This window comes from Acinetobacter sp. Ac_3412, from assembly GCF_013072675.1.
Classification (GTDB): domain Bacteria; phylum Pseudomonadota; class Gammaproteobacteria; order Pseudomonadales; family Moraxellaceae; genus Acinetobacter; species Acinetobacter higginsii.
In genome coordinates, this window is sequence record NZ_LXUJ01000009.1 from 437,005 (window position 1) to 461,893 (window position 24,889).

23 protein-coding genes are annotated in these 24,889 nt (G+C 43.7%); 15 read left to right on the plus strand and 8 right to left on the minus strand.

Annotation, left to right across the window (positions count from 1 at the left end; all coding sequences use genetic code 11):
• Positions 1-17: 17 nt before the first annotated feature.
• The gene (locus tag A7P54_RS10320) at positions 18-1,124 is read left to right on the plus strand and encodes an NAD/NADP-dependent octopine/nopaline dehydrogenase family protein (RefSeq protein WP_171549509.1); all 1,107 of its coding nucleotides are present in this window, start codon (positions 18-20) and stop codon (positions 1,122-1,124) included.
• A 1-nt stretch (position 1,125) separates the two neighbouring features.
• Positions 1,126-2,115, plus strand: a complete 990-nt coding sequence (locus A7P54_RS10325) for a 3-hydroxybutyryl-CoA dehydrogenase (protein ID WP_171549510.1) — start codon at positions 1,126-1,128, stop codon at positions 2,113-2,115.
• A gap of 57 nt (positions 2,116-2,172) precedes the next feature.
• On the opposite strand, the gene A7P54_RS10330 is transcribed toward A7P54_RS10325, so the two are convergent.
• Positions 2,173-2,640 carry a MarR family transcriptional regulator gene (locus tag A7P54_RS10330; RefSeq protein WP_032860853.1) on the minus strand — a complete coding sequence of 156 codons (468 nt, stop codon included), beginning with the start codon at positions 2,638-2,640 and terminating at the stop codon, positions 2,173-2,175.
• Between the two features lie 148 nt (positions 2,641-2,788).
• On the opposite strand from A7P54_RS10330, the gene A7P54_RS10335 reads away from it, so the two are divergent.
• From A7P54_RS10335 to A7P54_RS10395, 13 genes are all read left to right on the plus strand, one after another.
• Positions 2,789-3,901 carry an amidase gene (locus A7P54_RS10335; RefSeq protein WP_171549511.1) on the plus strand — a complete coding sequence of 371 codons (1,113 nt, stop codon included), beginning with the start codon at positions 2,789-2,791 and terminating at the stop codon, positions 3,899-3,901.
• 18 nt (positions 3,902-3,919) lie between these two features.
• The gene (locus A7P54_RS10340; RefSeq protein ID WP_171549512.1) at positions 3,920-5,086 is read left to right on the plus strand and encodes an acyl-CoA dehydrogenase family protein; all 1,167 of its coding nucleotides are present in this window, start codon (positions 3,920-3,922) and stop codon (positions 5,084-5,086) included.
• A 40-nt stretch (positions 5,087-5,126) separates the two neighbouring features.
• Complete coding sequence (locus tag A7P54_RS10345) at positions 5,127-5,654, plus strand: nuclear transport factor 2 family protein (protein WP_171549513.1); 528 nt, start codon at positions 5,127-5,129, stop codon at positions 5,652-5,654.
• 30 nt (positions 5,655-5,684) lie between these two features.
• The gene (locus A7P54_RS10350) at positions 5,685-6,962 is read left to right on the plus strand and encodes an aromatic ring-hydroxylating dioxygenase subunit alpha (RefSeq protein WP_005321703.1); all 1,278 of its coding nucleotides are present in this window, start codon (positions 5,685-5,687) and stop codon (positions 6,960-6,962) included.
• Between the two features lie 10 nt (positions 6,963-6,972).
• Positions 6,973-7,458 (plus strand): aromatic-ring-hydroxylating dioxygenase subunit beta, encoded by a 486-nt coding sequence (locus tag A7P54_RS10355; RefSeq protein ID WP_016164400.1) that lies wholly within the window; start codon positions 6,973-6,975, stop codon positions 7,456-7,458.
• Between the two features lie 10 nt (positions 7,459-7,468).
• On the plus strand, positions 7,469-8,206 hold the full coding sequence (locus A7P54_RS10360) for an SDR family NAD(P)-dependent oxidoreductase (protein WP_171549514.1): 738 nt from the start codon (positions 7,469-7,471) through the stop codon (positions 8,204-8,206).
• A gap of 34 nt (positions 8,207-8,240) precedes the next feature.
• On the plus strand, positions 8,241-9,194 hold the full coding sequence (locus A7P54_RS10365) for a PDR/VanB family oxidoreductase (protein WP_171549515.1): 954 nt from the start codon (positions 8,241-8,243) through the stop codon (positions 9,192-9,194).
• A 62-nt stretch (positions 9,195-9,256) separates the two neighbouring features.
• On the plus strand, positions 9,257-10,216 hold the full coding sequence (locus tag A7P54_RS10370) for a p-hydroxyphenylacetate 3-hydroxylase reductase component (RefSeq protein ID WP_171549687.1): 960 nt from the start codon (positions 9,257-9,259) through the stop codon (positions 10,214-10,216).
• Between the two features lie 197 nt (positions 10,217-10,413).
• Positions 10,414-11,331: a transcriptional regulator FeaR gene (gene feaR, locus A7P54_RS10375; RefSeq protein WP_004805411.1), complete on the plus strand. Its 918-nt coding sequence runs from the start codon at positions 10,414-10,416 to the stop codon at positions 11,329-11,331.
• Between the two features lie 203 nt (positions 11,332-11,534).
• Entirely contained in the window at positions 11,535-13,850 is a 2,316-nt protein-coding gene (gene tynA / locus A7P54_RS10380) for a primary-amine oxidase (RefSeq protein WP_171549688.1), read from the plus strand.
• 107 nt (positions 13,851-13,957) lie between these two features.
• Positions 13,958-15,211: a hypothetical protein gene (locus A7P54_RS10385; protein WP_171549689.1), complete on the plus strand. Its 1,254-nt coding sequence runs from the start codon at positions 13,958-13,960 to the stop codon at positions 15,209-15,211.
• Positions 15,212-15,278: 67 nt separating this feature from the next.
• Positions 15,279-16,886 (plus strand): GMC family oxidoreductase N-terminal domain-containing protein, encoded by a 1,608-nt coding sequence (locus tag A7P54_RS10390; RefSeq protein ID WP_171549516.1) that lies wholly within the window; start codon positions 15,279-15,281, stop codon positions 16,884-16,886.
• Between the two features lie 44 nt (positions 16,887-16,930).
• The gene (locus A7P54_RS10395; protein ID WP_171549517.1) at positions 16,931-18,418 is read left to right on the plus strand and encodes an NAD-dependent phenylacetaldehyde dehydrogenase; all 1,488 of its coding nucleotides are present in this window, start codon (positions 16,931-16,933) and stop codon (positions 18,416-18,418) included.
• A gap of 63 nt (positions 18,419-18,481) precedes the next feature.
• Here A7P54_RS10395 and pcaD read toward each other — a convergent pair whose 3' ends face one another.
• The 7 genes from pcaD to A7P54_RS10430 all read right to left on the minus strand — a co-directional run bounded on the left by pcaD (position 18,482) and on the right by A7P54_RS10430 (position 24,871).
• A complete protein-coding gene (pcaD, locus tag A7P54_RS10400) occupies positions 18,482-19,261 on the minus strand; it encodes a 3-oxoadipate enol-lactonase (RefSeq protein ID WP_171549518.1) in 780 nt (259 codons plus the stop codon).
• Between the two features lie 10 nt (positions 19,262-19,271).
• Positions 19,272-20,486, minus strand: coding sequence for a 3-oxoadipyl-CoA thiolase (gene pcaF / locus A7P54_RS10405; protein ID WP_171549519.1), 1,215 nt, complete (start codon positions 20,484-20,486; stop codon positions 19,272-19,274).
• A gap of 470 nt (positions 20,487-20,956) precedes the next feature.
• Entirely contained in the window at positions 20,957-21,610 is a 654-nt protein-coding gene (locus A7P54_RS10410) for a 3-oxoacid CoA-transferase subunit B (protein WP_005204606.1), read from the minus strand.
• A complete protein-coding gene (locus A7P54_RS10415; protein WP_171549520.1) occupies positions 21,607-22,296 on the minus strand; it encodes a 3-oxoacid CoA-transferase subunit A in 690 nt (229 codons plus the stop codon). The genes A7P54_RS10410 and A7P54_RS10415 overlap by 4 nt, the downstream gene beginning before the upstream one ends.
• 120 nt (positions 22,297-22,416) lie before the next feature.
• Entirely contained in the window at positions 22,417-23,337 is a 921-nt protein-coding gene (gene catA / locus A7P54_RS10420) for a catechol 1,2-dioxygenase (protein ID WP_171549521.1), read from the minus strand.
• A 119-nt stretch (positions 23,338-23,456) separates the two neighbouring features.
• A complete protein-coding gene (catC, locus tag A7P54_RS10425) occupies positions 23,457-23,747 on the minus strand; it encodes a muconolactone Delta-isomerase (protein ID WP_171549522.1) in 291 nt (96 codons plus the stop codon).
• Positions 23,748-23,761: 14 nt separating this feature from the next.
• Positions 23,762-24,871 (minus strand): muconate/chloromuconate family cycloisomerase, encoded by a 1,110-nt coding sequence (locus A7P54_RS10430; RefSeq protein ID WP_171549523.1) that lies wholly within the window; start codon positions 24,869-24,871, stop codon positions 23,762-23,764.
• Positions 24,872-24,889: the final 18 nt, after the last annotated feature.

The window sequence follows — 24,889 nt, forward strand, 5'->3', positions numbered from 1 at the left end:
AATCAGCAGGAAAGCACATGAAAATTACAGTACTCGGTGGTGGACACGGATGTTATGCAGCAGCGCTAGAGATGGCGGAAAAAGGCCATGACGTGGTGTTATGGCGTCGTGACCGTGAAGCCTTGCAACAGTTGGCTGCTACGGGTGAGCTTAAAATCAAAGATTATCAGGGTGAGCGCGCAGTGGGTGTTGGCTTTGAAAATAGCCAGATTAATCTCTCGAATCATTTAGAAAAAGCCATCCAACATGCCCAGTTGATTATTATTCCTTTACCCGCAACCACACATCTGGATTTGGCTCAACAGGCCGCGCCGTTCTTTCAAGCGGGTCAGGTGGTGTATTTACCGCCTGCAACCTTCGGTACTTTTATTTTTGCCAAAGCCATGCGTGAAGCAGGTAACACAGCTCAAGTGGCTTTTGCCGAAACAGGCACACTGCCTTATCTGGTGCGCAAGCATGGGGTCAATCAGATTGTGGTCAGTGGTTATGCGACTCGTTTACCGACTGGGGTTTTACCAAGCAGCTTGTCCGAGCATGCATTTCAAATTTTAAAACAGGCGTACCCAAGTGTTGAGCCAATTGAGGACAGTTTAAGTGGTGCTTTGATGAATGCGGGGCCGATTATTCATCCACCTTTGATCTTGATGAATGCGGGGCCATTAGAACATTTCGAAGCGTGGGATATTCATAACGAAGGCACTCAACCCTCGATTCGCAGTGTCACCAATCAGCTTGACGCAGAGCGTATACGTGTAAGGGAAGCATTGGGTTATTCTGCACCGCATTTTCCACTGGCTGATCACTACAATAAAGATGGTGAGGGTGATGAATGGATGTATGGGCGTGGGGCGCATGGCAAATTAACCGATAGTGGAGACTGGCGTGAGGATATCGACTTACAGACACATCGTTATATGTTGGAAGATACGCGTCTAGGATTATCCTTTCTGGTTTCGGTCGGGCGTTGGGCAGGTGTCGCGACACCTGTGGCAGAAGGGCTACTGAATATTGCTTCTGCGGTGACAGGCAAGGATTTGTATCAGGACGGACGGACGTTTGAGAACCTAGGGCTTGTCGATAAAAGCAAGGCTGAGTTGCAAGTGACTTTGCAGCAAGGAGTCTAAGATGAACCCAATTCAACAGGTTGCGGTACTGGGTGCTGGTCGTATGGGTAAAGCCATTGCGCTTGCCTTTGCCTATGCTGGACTCAAAGTGGCTTTAATCGATGCCCGACAACGCACGGAGGCTGAGTTTGAGCAATATCAGGCTCAGGTCCTAACCGACTTAAAACAAGAATTGCAATTGCTGGAAAGTATCCAGTTTATTCAATCTGAACAAAGCATCTTTATTCTGGATCAGGTTAAGGTTTTAAGTCGCGCGGCTTCAATATCAGTTTTAGCCCACTGTGATCTGGTTATGGAAGGCATACCCGAGGTGAGGCAAGCCAAAGAAGATATTTTTACTTGGCTGGATCAACATATTACACCGGCTTGTATTGTTGCATCGACCACTTCAACCTTTTTGGTCACTGATATTGCGCAAATGATTTCTCATCCAGAACGGGTAGTCAATGCGCATTGGCTCAACCCAGCCTATCTGATTCCGCTGGTTGAATTAAGTCGCTCTGAGCAAACTTCAGATGAGGCGGTAAATACTTTGAAAAGCTTTCTGCATGCAATTGGCAAAGTTCCTGTGGTTTGTCATGCCAAAGCGGGCTATATCGTGCCACGGATTCAAGCGTTGGCAATGAATGAAGCGGCGCGAATGGTGGAAGAAGGTGTGGCATCGGCAGAAGATATTGATGTTGCGATTCGGACCGGATTTGGTCTGCGCTTTTCGGTATTGGGCTTGTTGGAATTTATTGATTGGGGTGGTGGCGATATTTTGTATTATGCTTCGCAATATTTGCAGCAGGAACTCGGGGAGCGTTATCGAACGCCTGAGATTATTGCCGAGAATATGCGGCAGCAACGCAATGGTCTACGTGAGCAGCAGGGTTTTTATGATTATCAGCAGATCGATATTGCTGCTTATAAACAGCGCATTTTACATACCTTTTCAGATCGGATTGCCGCAAATCAGCTGAAGCCGCCGTTTAATATTTTAAATCAGTAATCAGCTTGGTCCACACTTTTGCCCATCTCTGCATAGACATGGGCTTTTGTCGTTGCTTTAACTAGAGGGCATTAAATCAAATAGCTTTTTTAATTGACCGTTGAGCTGATGCAATTCAGCATCATCAAAGGCGTTCAGAATCCCAGATAAGGTGACCTGACTAATTTGATTAATTTGCTCAACCATTTCTTTCCCCTTATCGGTCAGTTTCACCATGGAGATACGTTCATCCGATTCGGATGAGAACACCTGAACAATATCATCTTCAACCAAACGGTAAATGGCTTTGGTTGCCGTGGTCAGCTTGAGGGTAGAGAGGTTGGCAATCTCGGTAATACTGGCTTGTTCAAGCGCATTGGTGCTTAAAATAATTTTACGACGTGTATTGTCGATACCTAATTTTTTAATTGATTTTTCAATAAGTTGTGTGTATTTACCATTCACTTGAGAGATCCAGAAAAAAGGATAGCTCTGTAAGCTGCTCGGTTCATTGTTGGGTAGAAATTGTTCTAAATGAGTAAGCATAGCCAAGTCATTACTTTTATAAAAATGGACATTCAGCATTATACAAAAATTAGAAACATTTTCTTTGTTCTTAATCATGAAAAATACTTGACAATTACATTACTTTTTCCGATATTTGTAATAAGTATAAAAATACATGGAAAAGTGAATGAATGTTATTGTACAAGAGGTACAAAAAGGAGCAGGTGCTTTGAAAGTCATGGTGAAAGATTCCATTGATATTCAAGGTATGCAGACCATGGCAGGTAGCAAAGCCTTAATGCACAGCCAACCTGCAAGTACAAACGCGGAAGTGGTAAACCGTATTCTTGCTGCGGATTGCCAAATTATTGCAAAGACCAATCTGCACGAACTGGCTTTTGGGATCACAGGCATTAACCATGTGTTTGGTACGGCCATAAATCCGAAATATCCTGAATTGATTCCGGGTGGTTCTTCAAGTGGTTCTGCGGCTGCGGTTGCAGCTGGTCTGGCAGATTTCACATTAGGTACCGATACTGGTGGTTCGATTCGTATGCCAGCAGCCTGTTGTGGTGTTTTCGGTTTAAAACCAAGCTTTGGCCGTGTCAGCCGTGCAGGCGTACATCCAGCAACAAGTTCATTGGATTGTGTTGGCCCCTTTGCAAATTCAGTCGAGATGATTGAAACCGCAATGCAGATTATTGATCCTACGTTCCATCAATCTACTGAATTGACTCAGGCACCGAAACTGGCGTGGCTCAATGTTGTTGCTGATTCAGTCGTCATTGAGACGATCCAGCATTGTCTGACTAAAGCCAATCTGACAGTATCAGCTGTGACTCTGGAAGGCTTTGAAGCTGCTTTTAATGCAGGTATGCAAATCATTAATTACGAAAATTGGCAAGCCTATGGTGAGTTGACTGAAACAGGCTTGCTGGGTGCTGACGTCAATGCTCGTTTACTCAAAGCAGCCGACACCACATTGACCCAAGTCAAACAGGCCGAACAGGTGAAAGCAGATTTTACCGCTGAAATTAATGCCTTATTCGATCAATACGATGCCTTGATTTTACCGACCTTGCCACAGCTTCCACCTAAAGTTGCTGATGCCGAAAATACCGTGGCTTTTTTAAATCTCACGGGTTTGGTTCGGCCTTTTAATCTTTCAGGACACCCTGCGATTTCAATCCCACTGCAAACCAGTGAAGGATTACCTGTGGGCTTACAAATCGTGGCGAAACACAATGCCGATGAATATTTATGTGCTGTTGCGAAATATATCGTGAGTGCAGCGCAATAACCGAAAAGGAATGAGGGAATGAATAACTTATCGATAAAGGAATTTGTTATGGACACAACCACAACGGAATTAGAGCGCTTGTGTCAGGAAATTCGTGAACGTGCCTGCACCGGGGAGTTCGATAATCAGGCCTATGTCAGTCAGGACATCATCGACAAACTCAAACAGATTGGCGTTTACCGTGCTTTGGTTCCAAAACGTTTTGGCGGCAATGAATGGTCACCGAAACAGTTTTGCGAATTGATCGAGCAACTCTCCAAAGCTGATGGCTCAGTCGGTTGGGTGGCAAGTTTTGGTATGAGTCCAGCCTATTTGGGCAGTTTGCCAGAAGCAACGCTTGAGCAACTGTATAAAGATAGCCCTGATATTGTGTTTGCAGGTGGCATTTTCCCTCCACAACCTGCGGAAATTACGGATGATGGCGTGGTAGTGAGCGGACGTTGGAAGTTTTCCAGTGGCTGTATGGGCGCAGATATTGTTGGTGTTGGGATTTCTCCACAAAAAGACAACGAAGCCCAAGGTCTACCGCGCATGGCGGTGATGCCAGCCAATAAAGCACAAATCGATATGACCTGGGACACCGTTGGCTTGAAGGGCACAGGTAGCCATGATCTGGTGGTGAAAGATGTGTTGGTGGCAAAGGAATGGACCTTTGTCCGCGGTGAACCATCCAAGTTACCTGAGCCATTTTTTAAATATCCATCGCTGTCTTTAGCCACTCAGGTCTTAACCGCGGTCGGGATTGGCGTTGCAGCCGCAGCGATCGAAGAATTTCAAAAACTGGCGCCGGGCAAGTCTTCAATTACTGGTGGGGCTGAAATTGCCAGCCGACCTGTAACCCAATATGAATTTGCCCAAGTCGAAGCAGAGTTTAAGGCTGCACGCGTGTGGTTCTACGACACCATGCAGATCGTCTGGAATGAAGTGCTTGCAGGGCGTACGCCAACTGCAGAACAGATCAGTGACATGCGTTTGTCTTGTACCCATGTGGCACGAGTTTGTGCCCGTGTGACTCGCAAAATCCAGATGCTGGCAGGCATGACCGCGATTTATACCCATAACCCGTTTAGCCGCTTTGTCAACGACACCAATGTGGTGACGCAGCATGCCTTTATGGGCGATGCCACTTTACAAAATGCAGGCTTGGTCAGCTTCGGTATGAAGCCAGCACCCGGTTATTTATAAGCCGGATTGATTAAAGATTGTGATGGCAAGGATGAATGACATGAATGCGCCAATGGATTTAACGGAACTGTTACAACGCCTGCAACGGCTTGAAGCCCAAAATGCGATCCGTAACTGCATTAACCGTTATATGGAAATTTGTGATGCCTTGAATGCCGATACTGACCTGAATGAATTGATGGATTTATTTGATCAGGACAGCATTTGGGAAGGGATTGGCGAGAAATATGCTCAGTCTTTTGGTCGCTATGCGTCTTGGCAAGCCATTTATGGCATGTTCAAAAGCTATACCCAAAAGCAGTCGCATTTTGTCATGAATGCGCATTTTGTCAGTTCAGAACAAATTTATATCGAAGCGGATCAAGCCAATGCCAGTTGGTTGATGTTGCAGACTTCAACTTTTCGTGATGGGCGTAGCCATTTAAATGCCGCCAAACTCACGGTGCAGTTTAAGCAGCAACACGATGGACGTTGGAAGATCAAACATTTTCAGACTGAAAATATTTTCAGTCGCCCCGTATCTCACTGGGACAGCACAGCCGCATTGCCAGTGCCGTCTCAGCAATAACCAATGGATAGACCGAAAAGGATAGTGGATATGAACAGTATTATTCCAATGCAGAATATTGAAATGGATTACAACGAATTAGTGCAAAGTGATCGTGCCCATACCTCATTGTATAAGGACGAAAAAATCTTTGAAGATGAGATGGAAAAGATTTATTACAGCACGTGGGTGTGGGTGGCCCATGCCAGCGAGATTCCAGATGGCGGTAGCTATAAGACCATCAATATTGGTAAGCAACCTGTGGTGGTGGTACGGGATCGTAAGAAAAAAGTCCATGTCTTACTCAATCGCTGTCGTCATCGTGCGGCAACGGTCTGTGAACATAAAAAGGGTAAAACCAACAGTTTTGTTTGTCCATACCATGGCTGGAGCTATGCGCTAGACGGTTCTTTACGTGGTGTACCTTCACCTGAAAGCTATGGCGAATGTTTAGATAAATCTGAGTTTCCATTGATCAGCCTGCGCGTTGAAGAATATAACGGCATGATTTTCGCCACTTTTAAACAGGACATTGAACCTTTAGAAGATTTCTTGGGTGCTGCGAAAAAATGGATCGACTTGTTTATGAAACAAGGGGCTGGTTATCCAATCAAGGTCTTGGGTGAACATCGTTTCCGTTTTCCGGGTAACTGGAAAATCCAGTTGGAAAATACCACGGATGCTTACCACTTCCCATTGGTACACAAGTCATTCTTAAGTTCAGTTGATGAAAAAACTGAAGAACTGTTTAACTTTGAAAATCAGCCGGGCTATGTTGAAGACCTCGGTAATGGTCACAGTGTCATGGTGATGATTCCTGAACTGGTTGACTTGGATGAAGAGTTAATGGAACGTCCAATTCAGGAACGTTTTGAAGACCTTGCCCAAGCCTTACGTGATGAAGGGCATGAAGAACTGGAAGTGCGTCGTATGGTCCGTGCTGTGGGTGGTTCTGGTTTCAACCTGAACCTGTTCCCGAACATTGCTTGTTCAATGGCGTTCTTCCGCGTTATGCAGCCGATTTCAGTGAATGAAACTGAGATTCATCATTCTGTAATTACCATGGATGGTGGTCCACAAATTGCCAACCAATATCGCTTACGTCTGCATGAACATTTCCAAGGCCCATTTGGTTTTGGTACGCCAGATGATTCAGAAGCGTGGGAACGTGTACAACATGGTGCCAATGCAGGTAATGACCTGTGGATCATGCTCAATCGTGGCCTGCCAGGTGAAGTCAAAACTGAAGATGGCTTAAAAAGCGATGTCAGTGCTGAAACAGGGATGCGCGCTGCCTATCAGCAGTGGAAAAAGATGATGACGGCTTAAGGAGAGCGCCATGAAAATTGATTTAAATTTACTGAATGAAGTGACCGCTTTTATCTGGGCAGAAGCCGATATGCTGGACCATTCTGAGCATGATACTTGGCTGGATCTGTGGAATGAAAAAGGCGTGTATATCATCCCGATCGATCCGAAACTGACCGATTATGAAAATAATTTGAATTATGCCTATGACGATCATCATATGCGTAAGTTGCGGGTACAGCGTTTAGAAAATGGTGAAGCAATTTCAACTGCACCCAAAGCCAATACGGTACGTAGTGTTTCGCGTATTCGCATCGTCAAAGATCAAGATGGTGAAATCATTCTGCGTTGTGCACAAAACCTGCGTGAATTCCGTAAAGAAAGCCTCAAACATTATACCGCTGATGTGACCTTCCATTTGGTTCGTGATGCTGAACAAGGCTTTAAGATTAATCGTAAAATTATCAACTTAGTTAACTCAACCGATACCTTGGCAGGTATCAGCTACATTCTCTAGGAGTGAAAAAATGAAACAGGTTGTTTTAGTCACAGGTGCTGCTTCTGGTTTAGGGAATGTCATTGCCGAATATTTTGCAGCGCAAGGGCATCAGGTGATTCTTTCTGCCAGTACTTTAGAGAAAGCAGAGCAAGCCAAAGCACGCAGTCCATATGCAGAGAATCTATTTCCACTGAAACTGGATATCTCGGTTGAGGCTGATTTTCATGCCGCTGTGCAGTGGATTCAGCAGACATTCTCAAAACTGGATGTGTTAATCAACAATGCCACCATGACCAAAGCAACGCCTGTCTTAGAGATTAGCGCAGCGGATTTTGACATGATCACGCAAGTGAATCAGCGTGGCACGTTTCAGTCTTGCCAGATCATTGGTAAATATATGGCTGATCAAGGTTATGGCCGCATCGTCAATATGGCATCTTTAGCGGGACAAAATGGCGGTACTGCAACGGGTGCACATTATGCGTCCACCAAGGGTGCCATTATTACCCTAACCAAAATCTTTGCCAAAGAGTTTGCAGCCAAAGGCGTGACGGTGAATGCGATTGCCCCAGGACCGATGGAGTCACCGATTGTGCATAGTGTCGTGTCTGACGAAAAAATGGCGCAATTTATTCAAAATATCCCCGTCAAGGCTTTGGGCAGCATGGAATTTATTGCCGAGACCTGTGCGCTATTGGCAAGTCCAAGTGCAGCTTTTGTGACAGGGGCAACATGGGATATTAACGGTGGATTATTTATGCGTTAAGCCTTCGGCAAGACGCATATCAGGGAGAGAAATCATGACGATACTGTATAACGTGGTGGTTAAAAACCGTCATGTGGAAGGTGGGAATGTTGCAGTCATGGAGTTTGAATCTGCAAATTCGACCGTATTACCCAAAATTGAAGCAGGTGCGCATATTGATGTGCACCTCCCGAATGGCATGGTGCGTCAGTACTCATTATGCCAAAACCCGAATGATGTCGGTAAGTTCCGACTCGGGATTTTACGTGATCCTGAATCACGCGGTGGTTCAGTATCTGCTTTTGATCATTTAAAAGATGGCATGCAGATTCAGGTCAGTGAACCGAAAAACCTGTTTCCTTTAGTGAAATCTAAACATGCTGTGTTGGTGGGTGGTGGTATCGGAATTACTCCACTGATTACGATGGCTTATCAGTTGGCACAGGAAGGCACTTCTTTTGAACTGCATTACTGTGGTGCAAGCCCAGAACGCTGTGCTTTTGTCGATGAAATTAAACATGGCATCTTGGCGCCTTTCACGACCTTTCATTTTAAATCGGAAGGGGCGAGTCACCGTGAGTTTTTCCAATCCGCCATTCAAGACATTGATCAAGACAGCCATATCTATACCTGTGGCCCGAATGGATTTATGGATTGGGTGATCAATTTAGCCCTGACACAAAACTTTCCTGAACAGCAGATTCATAAGGAATATTTTCAGGTGGAGGTTGAAACAGGTGGTGATGCATTTGAAGTGGTGGCACAGCAAAGTGGCAAGATCATTATGGTCAATGCCGAAGAAACCATTTTACAGGCCTTGGCACGTGAAGGCATTGAGATTGAAATGTCATGTGAACAAGGTGTTTGCGGGACCTGCATGTGCGATGTGATTGAGGGGGAACCAGACCATCGTGACGTGTATTTTACCGATGAAGAAAAGGCCAGTAATGAGCAGATTTTGGTGTGCTGTTCACGTTCCAAGTCTGCGCGGTTGGTGCTTGATATTTAATTGATTCGAGCAGCAGGTCAGTCTGGTGATTGGCCTCAATAGGATAAAAGATTCAGGAGAGAATAATGAATTCACTAAAATCAATGGATGAAATCACAATAGATCCAATGCAGTTCAGACGTGCTTTGGGCAATTTTGCCACAGGTGTCACCATTGTGACTGCGCAAAATGAACAAGGTGAAAAAGTGGGCGTGACTGCCAATAGTTTTAATTCAGTGTCGCTAGATCCACCGCTGATTTTATGGAGTATTGATAAAAACTCATCCAGTTTTCCTGTATTTGAACAGGCTTCACATTTTGCAGTGAATATTCTATCGGGCTCGCAGATTGAATTATCCAATAAGTTTTCACGCCGTAATATCGATAAATATGAAGGCACCAGTTATCAGATGGGTTCGGGTCAAGCGCCCATTTTAGATCATTGTTCTGCGGTGTTTGAATGTGAACGCCATGAAATTATTGAAGGTGGGGATCACTGGATTATTATTGGTAAAGTGGTGCGTTTTCGTGATGAAGGACGTAGTCCGCTGGTGTATCACCAAGGGGCTTATTCGGGCGTGATTCCACATCCGTTATTGCAGTTAAAAGACACCGTTGAAGCTGAAGATATTGGTGAAATGCATCAAGGGCATTTATATAGCAATGTCTGTTATTTGATGAGTCGGGCTTTTAAATTCTATCAAACTGATTATATTCCCAAGCAGCTAGTGACAGGATTCCGCACCAGTGAAGCGCGTTTATTGTTGGTACTGGGCAGTGGTACTGCGTCGAATAAAGCAGATTTGCCTCGTGATATTGCCATGCCGATGCGCGAAGTGGAGCAGGCAGCGACTATTCTGAAAAAAGATGGTTTGCTGATTGAGAGTGACGGCTTTTTCAAACTCACGGAAAAAGGCAAGAAAACTGCGCATTATCTATTTGATATTGCCGATAGTCATCAAAATGAGGTGTTTGAAAAATATTCGGATGAGCAAAAGGAGACCTTTATCACCATGCTGAGAGACTTTGCTGGTGTAGCATAAGCTGGGTGAAGCTGATAAATTGAGTTCATTTATCAGCTTTTGATCGAGCTGACTCTAATCAAAAAAGAATTCCAAGGATGAGGAATTTTTGGCACGCAACTTGTTTATTGATCAAACATGATTGCATACAAGCCTAAACAGAGCACCAGTGCTAAAGAACAAACTTTAGCACTGGTGCAGCACAGGGGAGCGAAGGGATGAACCAATATGTGAGTGATGCGCTGTTAACGTGGACGCATCATATCAAGAATGTGTGCGGCAATTTTGAAACAGATTTTGATGGGACACGACATTTATTTATTGGCGAAGTACAATGTTTTTTACTGGGTGATACCGAGATTGCCTTTATTAAAAATAATGCCAATAAAATTGTCCGAAAGGCGGATGAAATCGATCGGGTCAATAATCGCTTCTGTTTTTTGATTTTGCAGAATTCGGGCAAAATGCTGCTGCAATATAAAAATGAAACTTTAACCTTAAATGAGGGTGATATTGTCTTGGTAGATCCCGTCGAAACCATTTCAATGTTTCCACAAGGTTTAGTCAGTCAAATTTCAGTGCATCTGTCGCGAGAAAAATTACTGAAAGAGAATATTAGTTCTGAATATTTTGGCAAGTTGATCACCCAAAATATGAGTGGTTTTCTGCTGAAGAATATTTTGAAAAATATGTCGCCTGAAAATATCAAGCTCTGGTATGCATCGGAAGATGGTAATGCCTTTGAAGATGCGCTGATTGCCCTCATCAAACCGACCATTAATTATAAAAACATCAATAATAATCAGAATCATCTTTTGGAAAAAGCCGAGCGCTATATTATTGAAAATCTGACAAAACCTGATCTTTCTCCAAAGTTGATTGCCGCGCATATCGGGGTATCGTTACGGCATCTGTATCGATTATTTGTGCAAGAAAATCTATCGATTAATAAATACATACAGATCAAACGACTCGAGAAGGTCAAAACAGATCTGTTGGATAAAAGAAACAAGCAGAGTTCGATCACTCAAATCGCGCTGAAATGGGGCTTTTGGGATGGTGCTCATTTTTCAAAGATCTTCAAAAAAACCTATGGCATCTCTCCGAAAGAATTTAGAGAAACGATGTTGGCTTAAACATTTTAGATGTCATTTTTAGACAAGTTCCGCGTCATTCTTGGACAAGCTAGACCCATGTAACTGTGTTGAAATTAAATCAATAAGGGATGATTAAAGCGCTTCAATCGACTTGAAATATGAAGTTGATTTTAGCCGCTGCACACAGAGCAAAGAGCATTTTAACGATCTGATACAGATCGCTCAGGGATAGATGAAAAAGGATCAACGTGATGCATAAACAAAGATTATTCAAAGAGATACAAAAAATACTGGCGCTTAACCTATCTATCGCTGCGAGTTTGTGTGCTGTTCACAGCACCGCTTATGCGCATGGTGAGGCTGCTGAATTGGTGCCACTGTATCAAAACATGACTGAACAGGGTGCCAAAGTGGTCAAGGATGACTTCACTAATAGCTATACCATCTCCAAAGGTTCTATTGTGGTCAGAGCCAAACCCAATTCAGATCAGGTCTTGGTGAATGGAAAACCCTTAAAGCTGAGCGTCCCAGTATTAATCAAAGAAGGTAAACCTGTTATTGGGAAAGATTTTTTCAATGAAGTATTCCAGTCGGGTTTAGACCAGACCTTTAAAATTGAAAATACCTTTCATCCGCTCAATAGCCTAAATATGGCAGAAATCAAAAAGACCTTTGACGTCATTAATCGCTCAAAATATGCCTATAAAAATATGCGTTTTGCCGAGTTGAAGCTCAAAGAGCCAGAAAAGGCCAAAGTCTGGGATTTCTTTATCAATCATAAAGAATATAAAGATGATCGGGTGGCATCGTTCATTTTATTGAAAGGCAATCAGGCGATTGAAGGCGAAGTGAATCTGACGACGCAACAGGTTAGCAAATGGAATGTATTAAAAGACACGCATGGCATGGTGTTACTGGACAACTTTGAGACGGTTCAGCGTGTGATTGAGGCCAGCAAAGAATATCAGGACGCTTTGCGTAAACGTGGTATCACCGATGTCAAGAAAGTGATTACCAATCCATTAACTGTCGGCTATTTTGGTGGTAAAGATGGCTTGGATAAACAGCTTAACGTCTTAAAAGTGGTGTCTTATCTGGATACGGGAGACGGTAACTATTGGGCGCACCCGATTGAAAATCTAGTCGCAGTGGTGGATCTGGATAAAGAAAAAATTATTAAAATCGAAGAAGGAGCAATGATTCCTGTACCGATGACAGACCGTCCTTATGCCACCAAGAATACCCAGCCACCGAAAATCAAACCGCTGAATATCAGTGAACCTGAAGGCAAGAACTTTACTATTACAGGGCAAACCGTACATTGGGGAAATTGGTGTTTCCATGTGGCGCTAGATTCACGTGTCGGCCTGCAACTTTCAACGGTCACCTATAAGGATAAAGGGGTAAAACGCAAGGTTATGTATGAAGGGAACCTTGGCGGCATGGTGGTTCCTTATGGTGACCCAGATATGGGATGGTACTTCAAATCTTATCTGGATTCAGGTGAGTATGGCATGGGAACCCTAACCTCAAACATTCAACTGGGTACCGATGCACCAGAAAATGCGGTGTTACTGGATGCAGTGATTGCCGACTATAAGGGCCAGCCGCAGATTATTCCGAATGCCATCGCTATTTTTGAGCGTTATGCAGGACCAGAGTACAAACATCAAGAGATTTTTGGTGATCAAGATGCCAGTGAAGCACGTCGTGAACTTGTTGTGCGCTGGATTAGTACGGTGGGTAACTACGATTACATGTTTGACTGGGTTTTTGCCCAAAATGGCGTGATTGGAATTAATGCAGGTGCGACAGGGATTGAAGCGGTGAAAGGGGTTAAAGCCCGCACCATGCATGACAGCACCGCCAAAGAAGACACCAAATATGGCACCTTGATTGACCATAATATTGTGGGCACAACCCATCAACATATCTATAACTTCCGCTTAGATATGGATGTAGATGGGGAAAATAACAGCTTTATGCATATGGACCCTGTGGTGAAGGCCAATGATCGAGGTGGTGTGCGTACAAGTACGATGCAAATTGACAGTAAAGTGATTAGCAATGAGCAAAACGCAGCTGAAAAATTTGATCCATCTACTATTCGTTTACTCACCAATTTCAACAAGGAAAATAAATTAGGCAATCCGGTTTCTTACCAATTGATTCCGTTTGCGGGCGGTACTCATCCAGTGGCGAAGGGAGCCAATTTTGCCCCAAATGAATGGCTATTTAAACGTCTTAACTTTATGGATAAACAAATTTGGGTGACACAATACAAGCCAGATGAACGCTATCCGGAAGGGAAATATTCGAATCGTTCAACTCATGATACGGGTTTAGGTCAGTTTATTCAGAACAATGAAAATATTGAAAATAAAGACCTTGTGGTGTGGATGACCACAGGAACCACCCACGTGGCACGTGCCGAAGAATGGCCAATCATGCCAACAGAATGGGTCTATACCTTGATCAAACCGTGGAATTTCTTTGACAACACCCCGACCTTGAATTTGGGTGATGATCAGGAACATGCCCAGCACGAGCATCACTAACAACGCAGATCAAGTGACATGGGTAATCCAAGATTACCCAAAACTGAGTGTTGAGTAGATCGCTGACAAAAAAGGAATTTTGTATGAAAACTTTACTTTCTCAAGTCATGAGAGGGACGCTGTTTGTCTCATGTTTTTCAACTGCATATGCAGGTGATTTTGAAATTAAACCGATTTTTGAAGTAACCTTTGGAGCTTTTAGCAGTGCTAAAAGCTATAACGGTGAAAACATCGATGACCAACGGATCAATTGGCAAGAAGGCCATCTTAAATATGGGGCCAAAGGGCAGCAAACATTTCAAAACCATCAGCTCTATGCCAGTTTAAGCGGGATCAGCTCAGCGACATGGGGCGATGGTGATGCAGGCCAGAATAGTAATGGCAAAGAACGTAAAACCGATGTGAATGAATGGGTGATTGGCTTTAAAGATGGTACCCATAAAGATGAATTGACGACCTACAATTTCAGTATCGGTCGGCAAAATATCATGATCGGTGATGGATTTTTCATTGCCGGAGATGCATTAAATCTGGGTAAAGCACCTGCGGATGGGGCACTCGATCGAGGTGGGGCTTATTATCTAGCAGCACGACGCAGCTTTGATTTTAGCAGCCTACTGCAATATAAACCGCAACAAGATACAACGCTAAAACTGGCGTATTTAAAGTCGAATAACAAAGCACAATTTTCATCTGAACTGTTTGTGACGGATCTGATCTATCAACTTAAAGATAAAGGTATCGGTTTTACTTATTTAAATGTCTTGGACCTTGAAGATGCCGAACACATTTCAGGACGTCAAGATCTTAAGAATTATGCCTTACGCTGGAATTATCAAGTCTTGCCTGAACTGCAACTGAAGTCTGAATGGGTGGTTCAGGATAAACAGGACAGCACGGAAAATGCGGGCTATCTGGGGCTGAACTATAACTTCTTATCTACAAAATATACGCCGTCACTAGGTTATCGTTTCAGCCATTTTTCCGATCAGTACGACCCCATGTTTTACGGCAACACGGTTGGATTTGGAACATGGTTTCAGGGTGAAGTTGCTGGAAATTATGCAGGGCCCTTCAATAAAAATGCCGATATTCACCAAATCTCTTACAGTATGAATTTAAAAGAAAATTTTATGTTGGGTGCTTTGGCTTATAAGTTTCAAACCGTAAATAAGTCATTTGCAAATGTGGATGGGCATGAGCTGGATGTGTTTTCAGTCTGGTCAGTCAATAACAATCTCACCGTTATTCCGCTGATCGGACTATATAAGCCAAAGCATGATATCCACAGTGGTGGCACTCAAAATTATGATGACAAAACCAATTTATATGCCCAGTTGATTCTGCAATACATCTATTAAATCAGTGCGAAGCAGACCGGTATTTATTGGCGGTGCATTCATAGAAATAAAATGAGGGTGAAATCAGATGAATACACAATATGACTATATCGTGATTGGTGCTGGCTCGGCAGGCTGTGTTGTTGCAGCACGACTATTAGAAGCCAAGGCTGGGCGTGTTCTCGTTCTAGAGGCAGGAAGTCGAGATAGCAGTATGTTTCATACCATACCTGCCACGGTGGTTAAAGTATTCCAGCAGAAATCATGGCAATACATGACCGTCCCACAAAAGTATTGTAATCAGCGAGAGATGATCCTTGCACAAGGCAAAGTGTTGGGAGGTGGAAGCTCGGTCAACGGGATGATCTATTGTCGAGGTCAACGTCAGGATTATGATTTATGGGCCTCGGAATGGGGATGTAATCAGTGGTCTTATCAACATGTACTGCCTTTTTTTAAAAAGGCAGAAAAAAATGAAAGTCTTGCTGATGAATATCACGGACAAGATGGCATTTTACCTGTCAGTGAAAACCGTTATCGGCATCCTTTGACGCTTGCTTGTATTAAAGCAGGTCAGCAAATGGGGATGAATTACGTCAATGATATGAATGGTTGGGATCAGGTGGGTGTAGGGTTTTATCAAACTACCACTCAAAACGGTTCTCGGGCGAGTACCTCAAAAACTTATTTAAAGTCAGTCGAAAACCACCCAGACCTTACAGTGATTACGGATGCTTTAGTCCATAAAATTGAAACTCAAGGTGATCAGGTTACTGGGGTGACTTATAGTGTTGGCGGAAAATCCCCCATTACTGTACAGGCTCAAAAAGAAGTCATTCTGAGTGCTGGTGCAATTGGCAGTCCTAAGGTTTTATTACTTTCGGGAATTGGTCCAAAACAGCATTTAGATGAACTCGGAATAGAATGTATAAGTGACTTACCTGTAGGTGAGAATTTTCACGACCATTTGCATATGTCTGTTAATGCGACAGTAACAACCAATAATAGTCTGCTCGGTGAAGACCAAGGTTTAACTGCGGTACGACACTTTTTACAGTGGTGTTTTACACGTTCAGGATTGTTAACCACCAACATTCTAGAAGGTGGTGGTTTTATTGACACCAATAACAATGGTCGACCTGATGTCCAATTTCACTTTTTACCTGTGCTGGATAATTTCGATAATACCCCTGGTGAAAAAGACACAGCTCAAGCACATGGACTGACGATTAAAGTCGGACATATACAGCCAAAAGCACGTGGGACTTTACGTTTAAGCAGTAAAGATCCGAATGCAATGCCGATTATTGATCCAAACTATTTAGGCCATCAAGACGATATTGAGGCCAACATTCGTGCGGTACAGGCTGGGCTGCGCTTATTACAACAATCTGCCTTAAAAGCCATTGTCCAAGACATTATTGAGCCTGCAAATATTGATCCTGAGAATGTTGCCGCGATTGATGCATGGATGCGCCAGAACATTAAAACGGTTTATCACCCTGCGGGCAGTTGCAAAATGGGCAATACACCAAAAGATTCAGTCACAGACCAGACGCTTAAAGTACATGGCTTCCAAAATTTACGCGTCATTGACTGTTCGATTTGCCCACAAGTTCCAAGCGGAAATACCAACGCAATTGCCATCATGATTGGTGAACGCGGTGCAGACTTTATTTTGAATCAAGTCGCTTAGTTGCTGTCATAACAAAATTTTAGAAATGAAAAGAGGAAAAGAAAATGAGTGAAGTTCAGATTTTACAAGGCGTACAGCAATTTATGGCACGTCAACATGGGCATTTTATTGATGGAAAACTAGTTGCTGCTGAGCTTTTAGATAAAGTGGATATTGTAAATCCATCGACGGAACAAGTGGTTGCTCAAATTAGTATTGGTAGTCAACACGATGTCGAAAATGCGGTGAAAAGTGCGGAACATGCTTTTCAAAATGCTTGGGCTGAAACTACGCCCTATGAACGCGGCGTTAAACTGAACAAGCTCGCAGATTTAATTGAGCAACATGGTGAAGAACTTGCACAGCTAGAGTCGTTGTCTACTGGAAAACTCATTAATATTTCCCGCCATCTTGAAGTCGCACAATCTGTTATTTTCTTAAGATATTTTGCGGGTTGGGCAACCAAAATTAATGGTCAAACCATGCAACCTTCTATTCCTTCTATGCAAGGTGAAAAATATACGGCCTTTACTTTAAGACAACCGATTGGTGTGGTTGCAGGGATTGTGCCTTGGAATTTTTCACTGATGATTGGTGTCTGGAAAATTGGTTCAGCGTTAACAACTGGTTGCAGCATTGTGCTTAAACCAAGTGAGTTTGCCAGCTTATCTTTATTACGTTTAGCTGAACTTGCCATTGAAGCAGGGATTCCAGCGGGTGTGATTAATGTGGTGACTGGTAAGGGCGATACAGGACAATATTTAATTGAGTCTCCGCTGGTTAAGAAAGTCTCATTTACAGGTTCAGTTCCGACTGGCATTGCGATTGGTAAACTTGCGATGAGCAGCGATTTAACCCGTGTCAGTCTGGAGTTGGGCGGTAAAAATGCCATTGCTGTTTTGGCCGATGCAAATATTGATGAGATTTTACCAACTTTGATGCAAGCAACTTTTGTGCATCAAGGTCAAGTTTGCGCATCCCCAGAGCGTTTTTTTGTACACCGTACAAAACATGATGAACTGGTCGAGAAACTCTCTAAAGCACTTTCACAGTTTAAAATTGGATCGGCTATGGATGAGGGAAGTATGTTTGGTCCGCTCTCTAATCAGCCACATTTTCATAAAGTAAAACATTATTTAGATATGGCAAAAGCCAACAATCAAATTATTACAGGGGGCGAGGCTTTAGATCAGACAGGGTATTTTGTACAGCCGACTTTAATTTCCTTCAAAAATACCGATGATCCTTTATTTTCAGAAGAAACTTTTGGTCCAGTGGTCGGCGTAATGCCATTCGATACTGATGAAGAACTTATTCAACTGATGAATCAGTCGCGTTTTGGTTTAACTGCAAGTATTTGGAGCAATGACTTATCTAAAGCTTTGCGGTTAATTCCGAAAATTGAAGCAGGGACCTTGTGGGTCAATATGCATACGTTTTTAGATCCATCTGTTCCATTCGGTGGAGTGAAAGCGTCAGGAATTGGCAGAGAGTTTTCAGATGCATTTATTGATGATTATACTGAACTTAAATCGGTGATGATTCGATACTAACCTTATGTAAGATATAAAAAAATGGCCGTTTCAGGCCATTTTTTTAATGATTAACTTTATCAGCTAGTCAGTCAAAAAGTCCTTTAAAATATGATTGAAGCTTTCTGCCTGCTCAATATTTGAAATATGTGAGGCATTGATTTCGACCAGTTTCGATTGTGGTATCTGCTGTTGCATAAATTGACCATCCGCGACAGTGGTGACAGGGTCTTGTGTACCAGCGATGATCAAGACTGGAATAGTAATATCTTTCAACTGTTCACGGACATCCGCTTTAGCCAAAGCCTCACAACAATTGGCATAACCATTTGCGCTGCCAGCACTTAAGTCGTTACACAGATTATTGACGATTGCAGAATGACTTTGGATAAAGGGATCTGTAAACCAGCGTGAAGCTGCTGTGGTAGCGATTGGAACCAAACCTTGCTTTCGAACCAGTTGGGCACGATCCAGCCATGCTTGTTCCTGTCCAATCTTCGCAGCGGTATTACTCACAACCACACGCTGAAAGCGTTCTGGGTAATGGATGGCAAGCCATTGACCCGTTATTCCACCCATGGAAATACCACAGAAATTGGCTTTTTCGATCTTTAAATGATCGAGTAGGTGAATGACATCTTCACCGAGTTGTTGCAGGGTATACGGGCCTGTTGGTGTTGAAGATGAACCATGACCGCGTGTGTCATAACAAATCACATAAAAGCGTTCTTTAAAATAATTGAACTGCTTTTGCCACATGCCATAGTTAGTGCCCAAAGAGTTGGAAAACAGCAGTGCAGGGGAGCTGGGATCGCCAAAAGTTTGATAGTTGATCTGTGCATCGGCGAATTGAAAAACTGACATTCACTATTCCTTAATTTTGTTCGATACGTTCAATAATCAATGCAATCCCTTGACCAACACCAATACACATCGAACATAAGGCATACTGACCTTTGATTTGTTCAAGCTGGTTTAAGGCGGTGGTGACTAGACGCGCACCTGAAGCACCCAAAGGATGACCCAAGGCAATTGCACCACCATTCGGGTTGATACGTACATCGTCTTCACTTAAACCTAAATCACGAGTCACCGCTAAAGCTTGTGCGGCAAAGGCTTCATTGAGTTCAATCACATCCATTTGTTCTAGCGTGATATTAGCCTGTTTCAGTAATTTTTTGATCGCAGGTGCAGGCGCAAAACCCATAATCCGTGGTTCAACGCCAACGGTAGTCGCAGCAATAATTTTGGCGCGAGGCTTGAGCTGATATTTTTCCACTGCTTCATCCGAAGCAATCAACACCGCAGCAGCACCATCGTTAATTCCAGAAGCATTACCTGCCGTGACCGTCCCTTCGGCTTTTACCACCCCTTTAAGTTTGGTTAATGCTTCCAATGTGGTTGATGCACGTGGATGCTCATCCATATCCACCACAACTGCATCACCCTTACGCTGTGGAATACTGACAGGCACGATTTCATTGGCGAAGAAGCCTTTGGCTTGTGCAGTCGCCGTACGTTGTTGGCTGTTGAGGGCAAACTGGTCTTGATCGGCACGATTAATGTTGAATTGTTCCGCCACATTTTCCGCGGTTTGCGGCATGCTATCCACACCATACAACTCTTTGAGTTTTGGATTGATAAAACGCCAGCCCATGGTGGTATCTTCAATCTTTTGACTACGGCCAAATGCACTGTCGGATTTTCCCATCACATAAGGCGCACGACTCATGCTTTCGACCCCACCCGCAATAATCAAATCAGCTTCATTGGCTTTAATGGCACGTGCAGCCATCGCAATCGCATCCAGTGATGAACCACATAAACGGTTTACAGTGGTAGCAGGCACTTGATAAGGCAAACCTGCTAATAATGCTGACATACGGCCTACATTGCGATTGTCTTCACCCGCCTGATTGGCACAACCATAAATCACATCATCGACTTGTTGCCAATCAACACTTGGGTTACGTTGCATCAAGGCTTGAATCGGAATGGCTCCCAAGTCATCGGCACGTACAGGTGCAAGACCGCCGGCATAGCGACCGAATGGGGTACGGATGGCATCGATGATATAAGCGTTTTTCATAGTCTTACATTTCCATTTCTAAATCTGTTGTGATCACTGCCATATCGTTAAAGTCTTTTTGAGCATTTATCGATAGTTGATTGTCATTACTCCGTTATGAGTGAACACGACGGAGTCTTATCGTCTTAAATCAAATGCCAGTAGCTCATTCTTGTCACTTTTTTAAAAAAGTGACCAAAAACCTTTGTTACTCAGACACAACTTCCTTGTTGTGCTGAGTAACGGGGCGACATCCTTGTCGCCAATCACGATAGCAACTCTCAATTTACATTCGACTATGTGAAAATCTCGATCTGAAGCTTTCCCATGAGCATTTCGCGGCGGCGGCATGGATGCCGCCCGTTAGACTGTGGTATATGGATATACCATCAGTCTAACAAAGGATTTTTGTTACTTTTTATCCTTAAAAAGTAAGGCAATGCCTATACAAAAAGCCTCTGCTTTAACCCGTAATTAGTGGCTGTTAAACATTATCCTTGAGTTGCATCAATCAACTGAGCACCTGTCAATGCCTGTAGCTCCTCAAAGCTCAGACCATCCACTTTCTCAATCACTTTTAAACCGTCTACGGTCACATCAATTACACACAGGTCGGTATAAATACGATCGACACATTTCAACCCTGTTGCTGGATATGAAAGCGTTTCAACAATCTTGGGTTCACCTTGCTTGGTATTGTGATCGGTGGTGATAAACACTTTCTTGGCACCGACAGCGAGATCCATGGCACCACCTACCGCAGGAATGGCATCTGCCGCACCGGTATGCCAGTTGGCCAGATCACCATTGGCTGCCACTTGGAAAGCACCCAGTACTGCGATATCCAAATGCCCACCACGCATCATGGCAAAGGAATCACCATGATGGAAAAAGCTGCCACCCGTCAGCATGGTCACATATTCTTTACCTGCATTGATCAGTTCAGGGTCTTCTTCACCTTTGGCAGGTGGTGGACCGAATGCCAGTAAGCCATTTTCCGAATGCAGGAACACATCTTTATCAGCAGGAAGATAATTGGAAATCTTGGTTGGTAAGCCGATGCCTAAATTGACATAAGCACCATCAGGAATATCTTGTGCGACACGTTCAGCAATCTGGTCACGGCTTAGTTTTTGATAGCTCATTGTTCTGCTCCTGTACCGTTGGCTGCATCGACAGCGACCACATGCTGTACAAAAATCCCAGGGGTAATAATGTGTTCAGGATCAAGCTGGCCGAGTTCGACCAGTTCAGACACTTGTGCAATGGTGACATCCGCAGCCATCGCCATGATCGGGCCAAAATTACGTGCAGATTTGTTATAGACCAGATTGCCCCAGCGATCACCTTTGTGTGCTTTGATTAAGGCAAAGTCAGCTTTGATGGGATATTCAAGTACATAGTCTTTGCCATCGATATGACGGGTTTCTTTGCCCTCTGCCAATAAGGTACCAAAGCCAGTTGGGGTAAAGACTGCACCTAAGCCCATACCTGCAGCTTGAATACGACAAGCCAGATTGCCTTGTGGCACCAACTCCAATTCAATCTTACCAGCACGATAGAGTTCATCGAAGACCCATGAATCAGACTGACGTGGGAAGGAACAGATAATTTTACGTACCGCACCTGTTTTAAGCAGTTTGGCCAAACCATAGTCACCATTGCCTGCATTGTTATTGACGATGACCAGATCTTTGATACCAAGCTCAATCAATCCATCAATCAGTTCAGCGGGTTGTCCTGCGGTGCCAAAGCCACCAATCATGATGGTTGCGCCATCCTTGATCTGTGACAGTGCCTCAGTCAATGTGCGCGTACTTTTATCAATCATAAGGCCAACCTTTTATCCATGTTTTCAAATTTCTATACATACGGATTGCTGGATAAGCGGGTATGTATAGAAATTTAAAAACTGTGAGCTAAGGCTTAGCTCACAGTAGTTTTGAGGGAGTTAAGCACCAACGCGACGACGTTCAACTTCTGAACTTGGCGCACCTGCATGTTCTTTGACAAGTTCAACATTAAAAGTAATGTGTTTGAATGGCTTATTCACACCACGACGAGCAAGTTCAGCTTCATCAGTCACATCAACAGCAGTTGCGACCAAGCCTTCACGCGTTGCAAATGCGAAGTCATCCCATAGATATTGATCACCTTCAATATTGAACTGCGTGGTTAATTTGCGATAACCCGGCGCAGACACAAAATAATGCACATGAGAAGGGCGGTTACCGTGACGGCCAAGCAAGTTCAGTACTGCTTGTGTGGTCCCTTCTGGTGGACAGCCATAACCGACAGGCATAGTGGTTTGTGCCACATAGTGACCGTTGATATCAGATAAAATGGTACGGCGTAAGTTAAAGTCAGATTGTGACTTATCGAAGAATGAATAGTTACCTAGGCTGTTGGCATGCCAAACTTCGACTTTAGCGCCTTCGATAATATTACCTTCAGGATCTGTGACAGTGCCTTCGATGAATAAGGTATCCACTTTGTCTGATTCAGAACCGTCATCCATACGGGCAAAACCAACAGATTCAGGCGCACCAGCCACATACAATGGACCTTCGATGGTACGTGGAGTTCCACCCGTAATACCTGCTTTGGCATCTGCTTCATCAGCACGTAAATCTAGATAATGCTCAAGACCTAAACCTGCTGCCAATAAGCCGAGTTCATTGGCTTGGCCTGCATCGGTAAAGTATTCCAGACCTTTCCATAGTTCACTTTGCGAGATGTCCAAATCTTCAATCGCCTGAAAAAGATCACCGAGCAGACGAACCACAATTTGTTGTACACGTGGATTGACTTCACCTGTCGCGGTATCCACATTCATTTTTTTAACCAGTGCATCGATTTCTTGACGGTTCATACATAATCTCCTGAAGTATGATAGTTTTTGGTGGCTCGCGGACTTGCTGTTTTGCTGCTTGCTTGGCTTGCCACATTCCTTGTTCAAATTCTGTTTTTAACTTTATCTGCTATGCGCGTTTAGCTGTCATCTTCACGAATAGTGGATGGGTGACGATTCATTGCCATCACTTCAATATTCATGTAGGGATACAATGGCAGCCCCTGTAAAATATTGTGCAGCTCTTCATTGCTTTCCACATCAAAGATACTGATATTTGAGTATTGTCCGGTAATGCGCCAGATATGACGCCATTTGCCTTGACGCTGTAAATCTTGTGAATAGGCCTTTTCAACAGCTTTAATTTGATTGGCTTGTTCAACTGGCATATCGAGTGGGATATTTACATCCATTCGTACATGAAAAAGCATGGCAACTCCTTAAATTATTGACGACGTAAGTTGTCGATTTTGTCTTCATCCAGTTCAATACCGAGACCTGGGCCAGTTGGAATTTTGAGTTCAAAATTGCCATATTGAAGCGGTGTTTTTAAAATTTCTTCCGTGAGTAGTAGCGGACCAAACAGTTCCGTACCAGCGGCTAAATTGCTAAAAGTAGAGAAGGCATGTGCGGAAGCAATGGTGCCAACTGGACCTTCCAACATGGTGCCACCGTAAAGATCGATCCCTGCCAGATTGGCAATTTTCCCGACTTCACAGGCTTCAATCAGACCACCTGATTGGGCAATTTTTACTGCAAACACTGAGGCGGCATTGCTTTTTGCCAGTTGATAAGCACTTTGCGGACCGGTTAAAGATTCATCCGCCATAATGGCAATATCGAACTTACGGGTGAGACGTTGCATGGCATCAATATTGTGGATCGCACACGGTTGCTCAATCAGATCAACACCGCCATCCTGAAGCATTTGAATCCCTTTAATCGCATTCAACTCAGACCATGCACGGTTGACATCAACACGAATCGAAACCTCTGCGCCCAAGGCTTGTTTAATTGCCAGTACATGTTCAACATCCTGCTCAACTGGGCGAGAGCCGATCTTGAGCTTGAACACATTGTGGCGTTTTAACGCAATCATTTTTTCTGCTTCGGCAATGTCCTTTTCAGTATTGCCTGAGGCCAAAACCCAAAGTACAGGGACGCTATCACGTAGGCGCCCACCTAACATTTCACTGAGCGGCAAAGCTAAACGTTGTGCCTGAATATCCAGTAACGCCGTTTGAATAGCACATTTAGCAAAGCGGTTCCCATTGATACTGTGTTGAATGGCCTGTAGGGTCTGAGCCACATTAAAACTGTCCAAGCTTTTTAACAATGGCGAAAAGTAGTGCTCGATATTGGTTTTTACACTTTCAGGACTTTCATCTCCATAACCCAAGCCACCAATAGTCGTTGCTTCACCCCAACCAATCAAACCATCTGCTGTTGTCACTTTAATGAGGACTAAGGTTTGGGTTTGCATGGTTGCAACCGCCATCTTATGTGGGCGGATGGTTGGGATCTCGACAAGTAGGGTTTCTATGGATTTATACATCTTTGGTATTTCTTTCGT

What these genes read in the sequence shown, in the direction of transcription:
- A7P54_RS10350 (WP_005321703.1), top strand. Translation starts at nt 5,685, where the DNA reads ATGAACAGTATTATTCCAATGCAGAATATTGAAATGGATTACAACGAA.
- A7P54_RS10415 (WP_171549520.1), bottom strand. Translation starts at nt 22,296, where the DNA reads ATGATTGATAAAAGTACGCGCACATTGACTGAGGCACTGTCACAGATC.
- pcaF (WP_171549519.1), bottom strand. Translation starts at nt 20,486, where the DNA reads ATGAAAAACGCTTATATCATCGATGCCATCCGTACCCCATTCGGTCGC.
- A7P54_RS10390 (WP_171549516.1), top strand. Translation starts at nt 15,279, where the DNA reads ATGAATACACAATATGACTATATCGTGATTGGTGCTGGCTCGGCAGGC.
- A7P54_RS10410 (WP_005204606.1), bottom strand. Translation starts at nt 21,610, where the DNA reads ATGAGCTATCAAAAACTAAGCCGTGACCAGATTGCTGAACGTGTCGCA.
- A7P54_RS10345 (WP_171549513.1), top strand. Translation starts at nt 5,127, where the DNA reads ATGAATGCGCCAATGGATTTAACGGAACTGTTACAACGCCTGCAACGG.
- A7P54_RS10395 (WP_171549517.1), top strand. Translation starts at nt 16,931, where the DNA reads ATGAGTGAAGTTCAGATTTTACAAGGCGTACAGCAATTTATGGCACGT.
- A7P54_RS10325 (WP_171549510.1), top strand. Translation starts at nt 1,126, where the DNA reads ATGAACCCAATTCAACAGGTTGCGGTACTGGGTGCTGGTCGTATGGGT.
- A7P54_RS10340 (WP_171549512.1), top strand. Translation starts at nt 3,920, where the DNA reads ATGAATAACTTATCGATAAAGGAATTTGTTATGGACACAACCACAACG.
- catC (WP_171549522.1), bottom strand. Translation starts at nt 23,747, where the DNA reads ATGCTTTTTCATGTACGAATGGATGTAAATATCCCACTCGATATGCCA.
- A7P54_RS10385 (WP_171549689.1), top strand. Translation starts at nt 13,958, where the DNA reads ATGAGAGGGACGCTGTTTGTCTCATGTTTTTCAACTGCATATGCAGGT.
- A7P54_RS10335 (WP_171549511.1), top strand. Translation starts at nt 2,789, where the DNA reads ATGAATGTTATTGTACAAGAGGTACAAAAAGGAGCAGGTGCTTTGAAA.
- A7P54_RS10330 (WP_032860853.1), bottom strand. Translation starts at nt 2,640, where the DNA reads ATGCTTACTCATTTAGAACAATTTCTACCCAACAATGAACCGAGCAGC.
- catA (WP_171549521.1), bottom strand. Translation starts at nt 23,337, where the DNA reads ATGAACCGTCAAGAAATCGATGCACTGGTTAAAAAAATGAATGTGGAT.
- A7P54_RS10430 (WP_171549523.1), bottom strand. Translation starts at nt 24,871, where the DNA reads ATGTATAAATCCATAGAAACCCTACTTGTCGAGATCCCAACCATCCGC.
- A7P54_RS10320 (WP_171549509.1), top strand. Translation starts at nt 18, where the DNA reads ATGAAAATTACAGTACTCGGTGGTGGACACGGATGTTATGCAGCAGCG.
- A7P54_RS10355 (WP_016164400.1), top strand. Translation starts at nt 6,973, where the DNA reads ATGAAAATTGATTTAAATTTACTGAATGAAGTGACCGCTTTTATCTGG.
- A7P54_RS10360 (WP_171549514.1), top strand. Translation starts at nt 7,469, where the DNA reads ATGAAACAGGTTGTTTTAGTCACAGGTGCTGCTTCTGGTTTAGGGAAT.
- A7P54_RS10365 (WP_171549515.1), top strand. Translation starts at nt 8,241, where the DNA reads ATGACGATACTGTATAACGTGGTGGTTAAAAACCGTCATGTGGAAGGT.
- pcaD (WP_171549518.1), bottom strand. Translation starts at nt 19,261, where the DNA reads ATGTCAGTTTTTCAATTCGCCGATGCACAGATCAACTATCAAACTTTT.
- feaR (WP_004805411.1), top strand. Translation starts at nt 10,414, where the DNA reads ATGAACCAATATGTGAGTGATGCGCTGTTAACGTGGACGCATCATATC.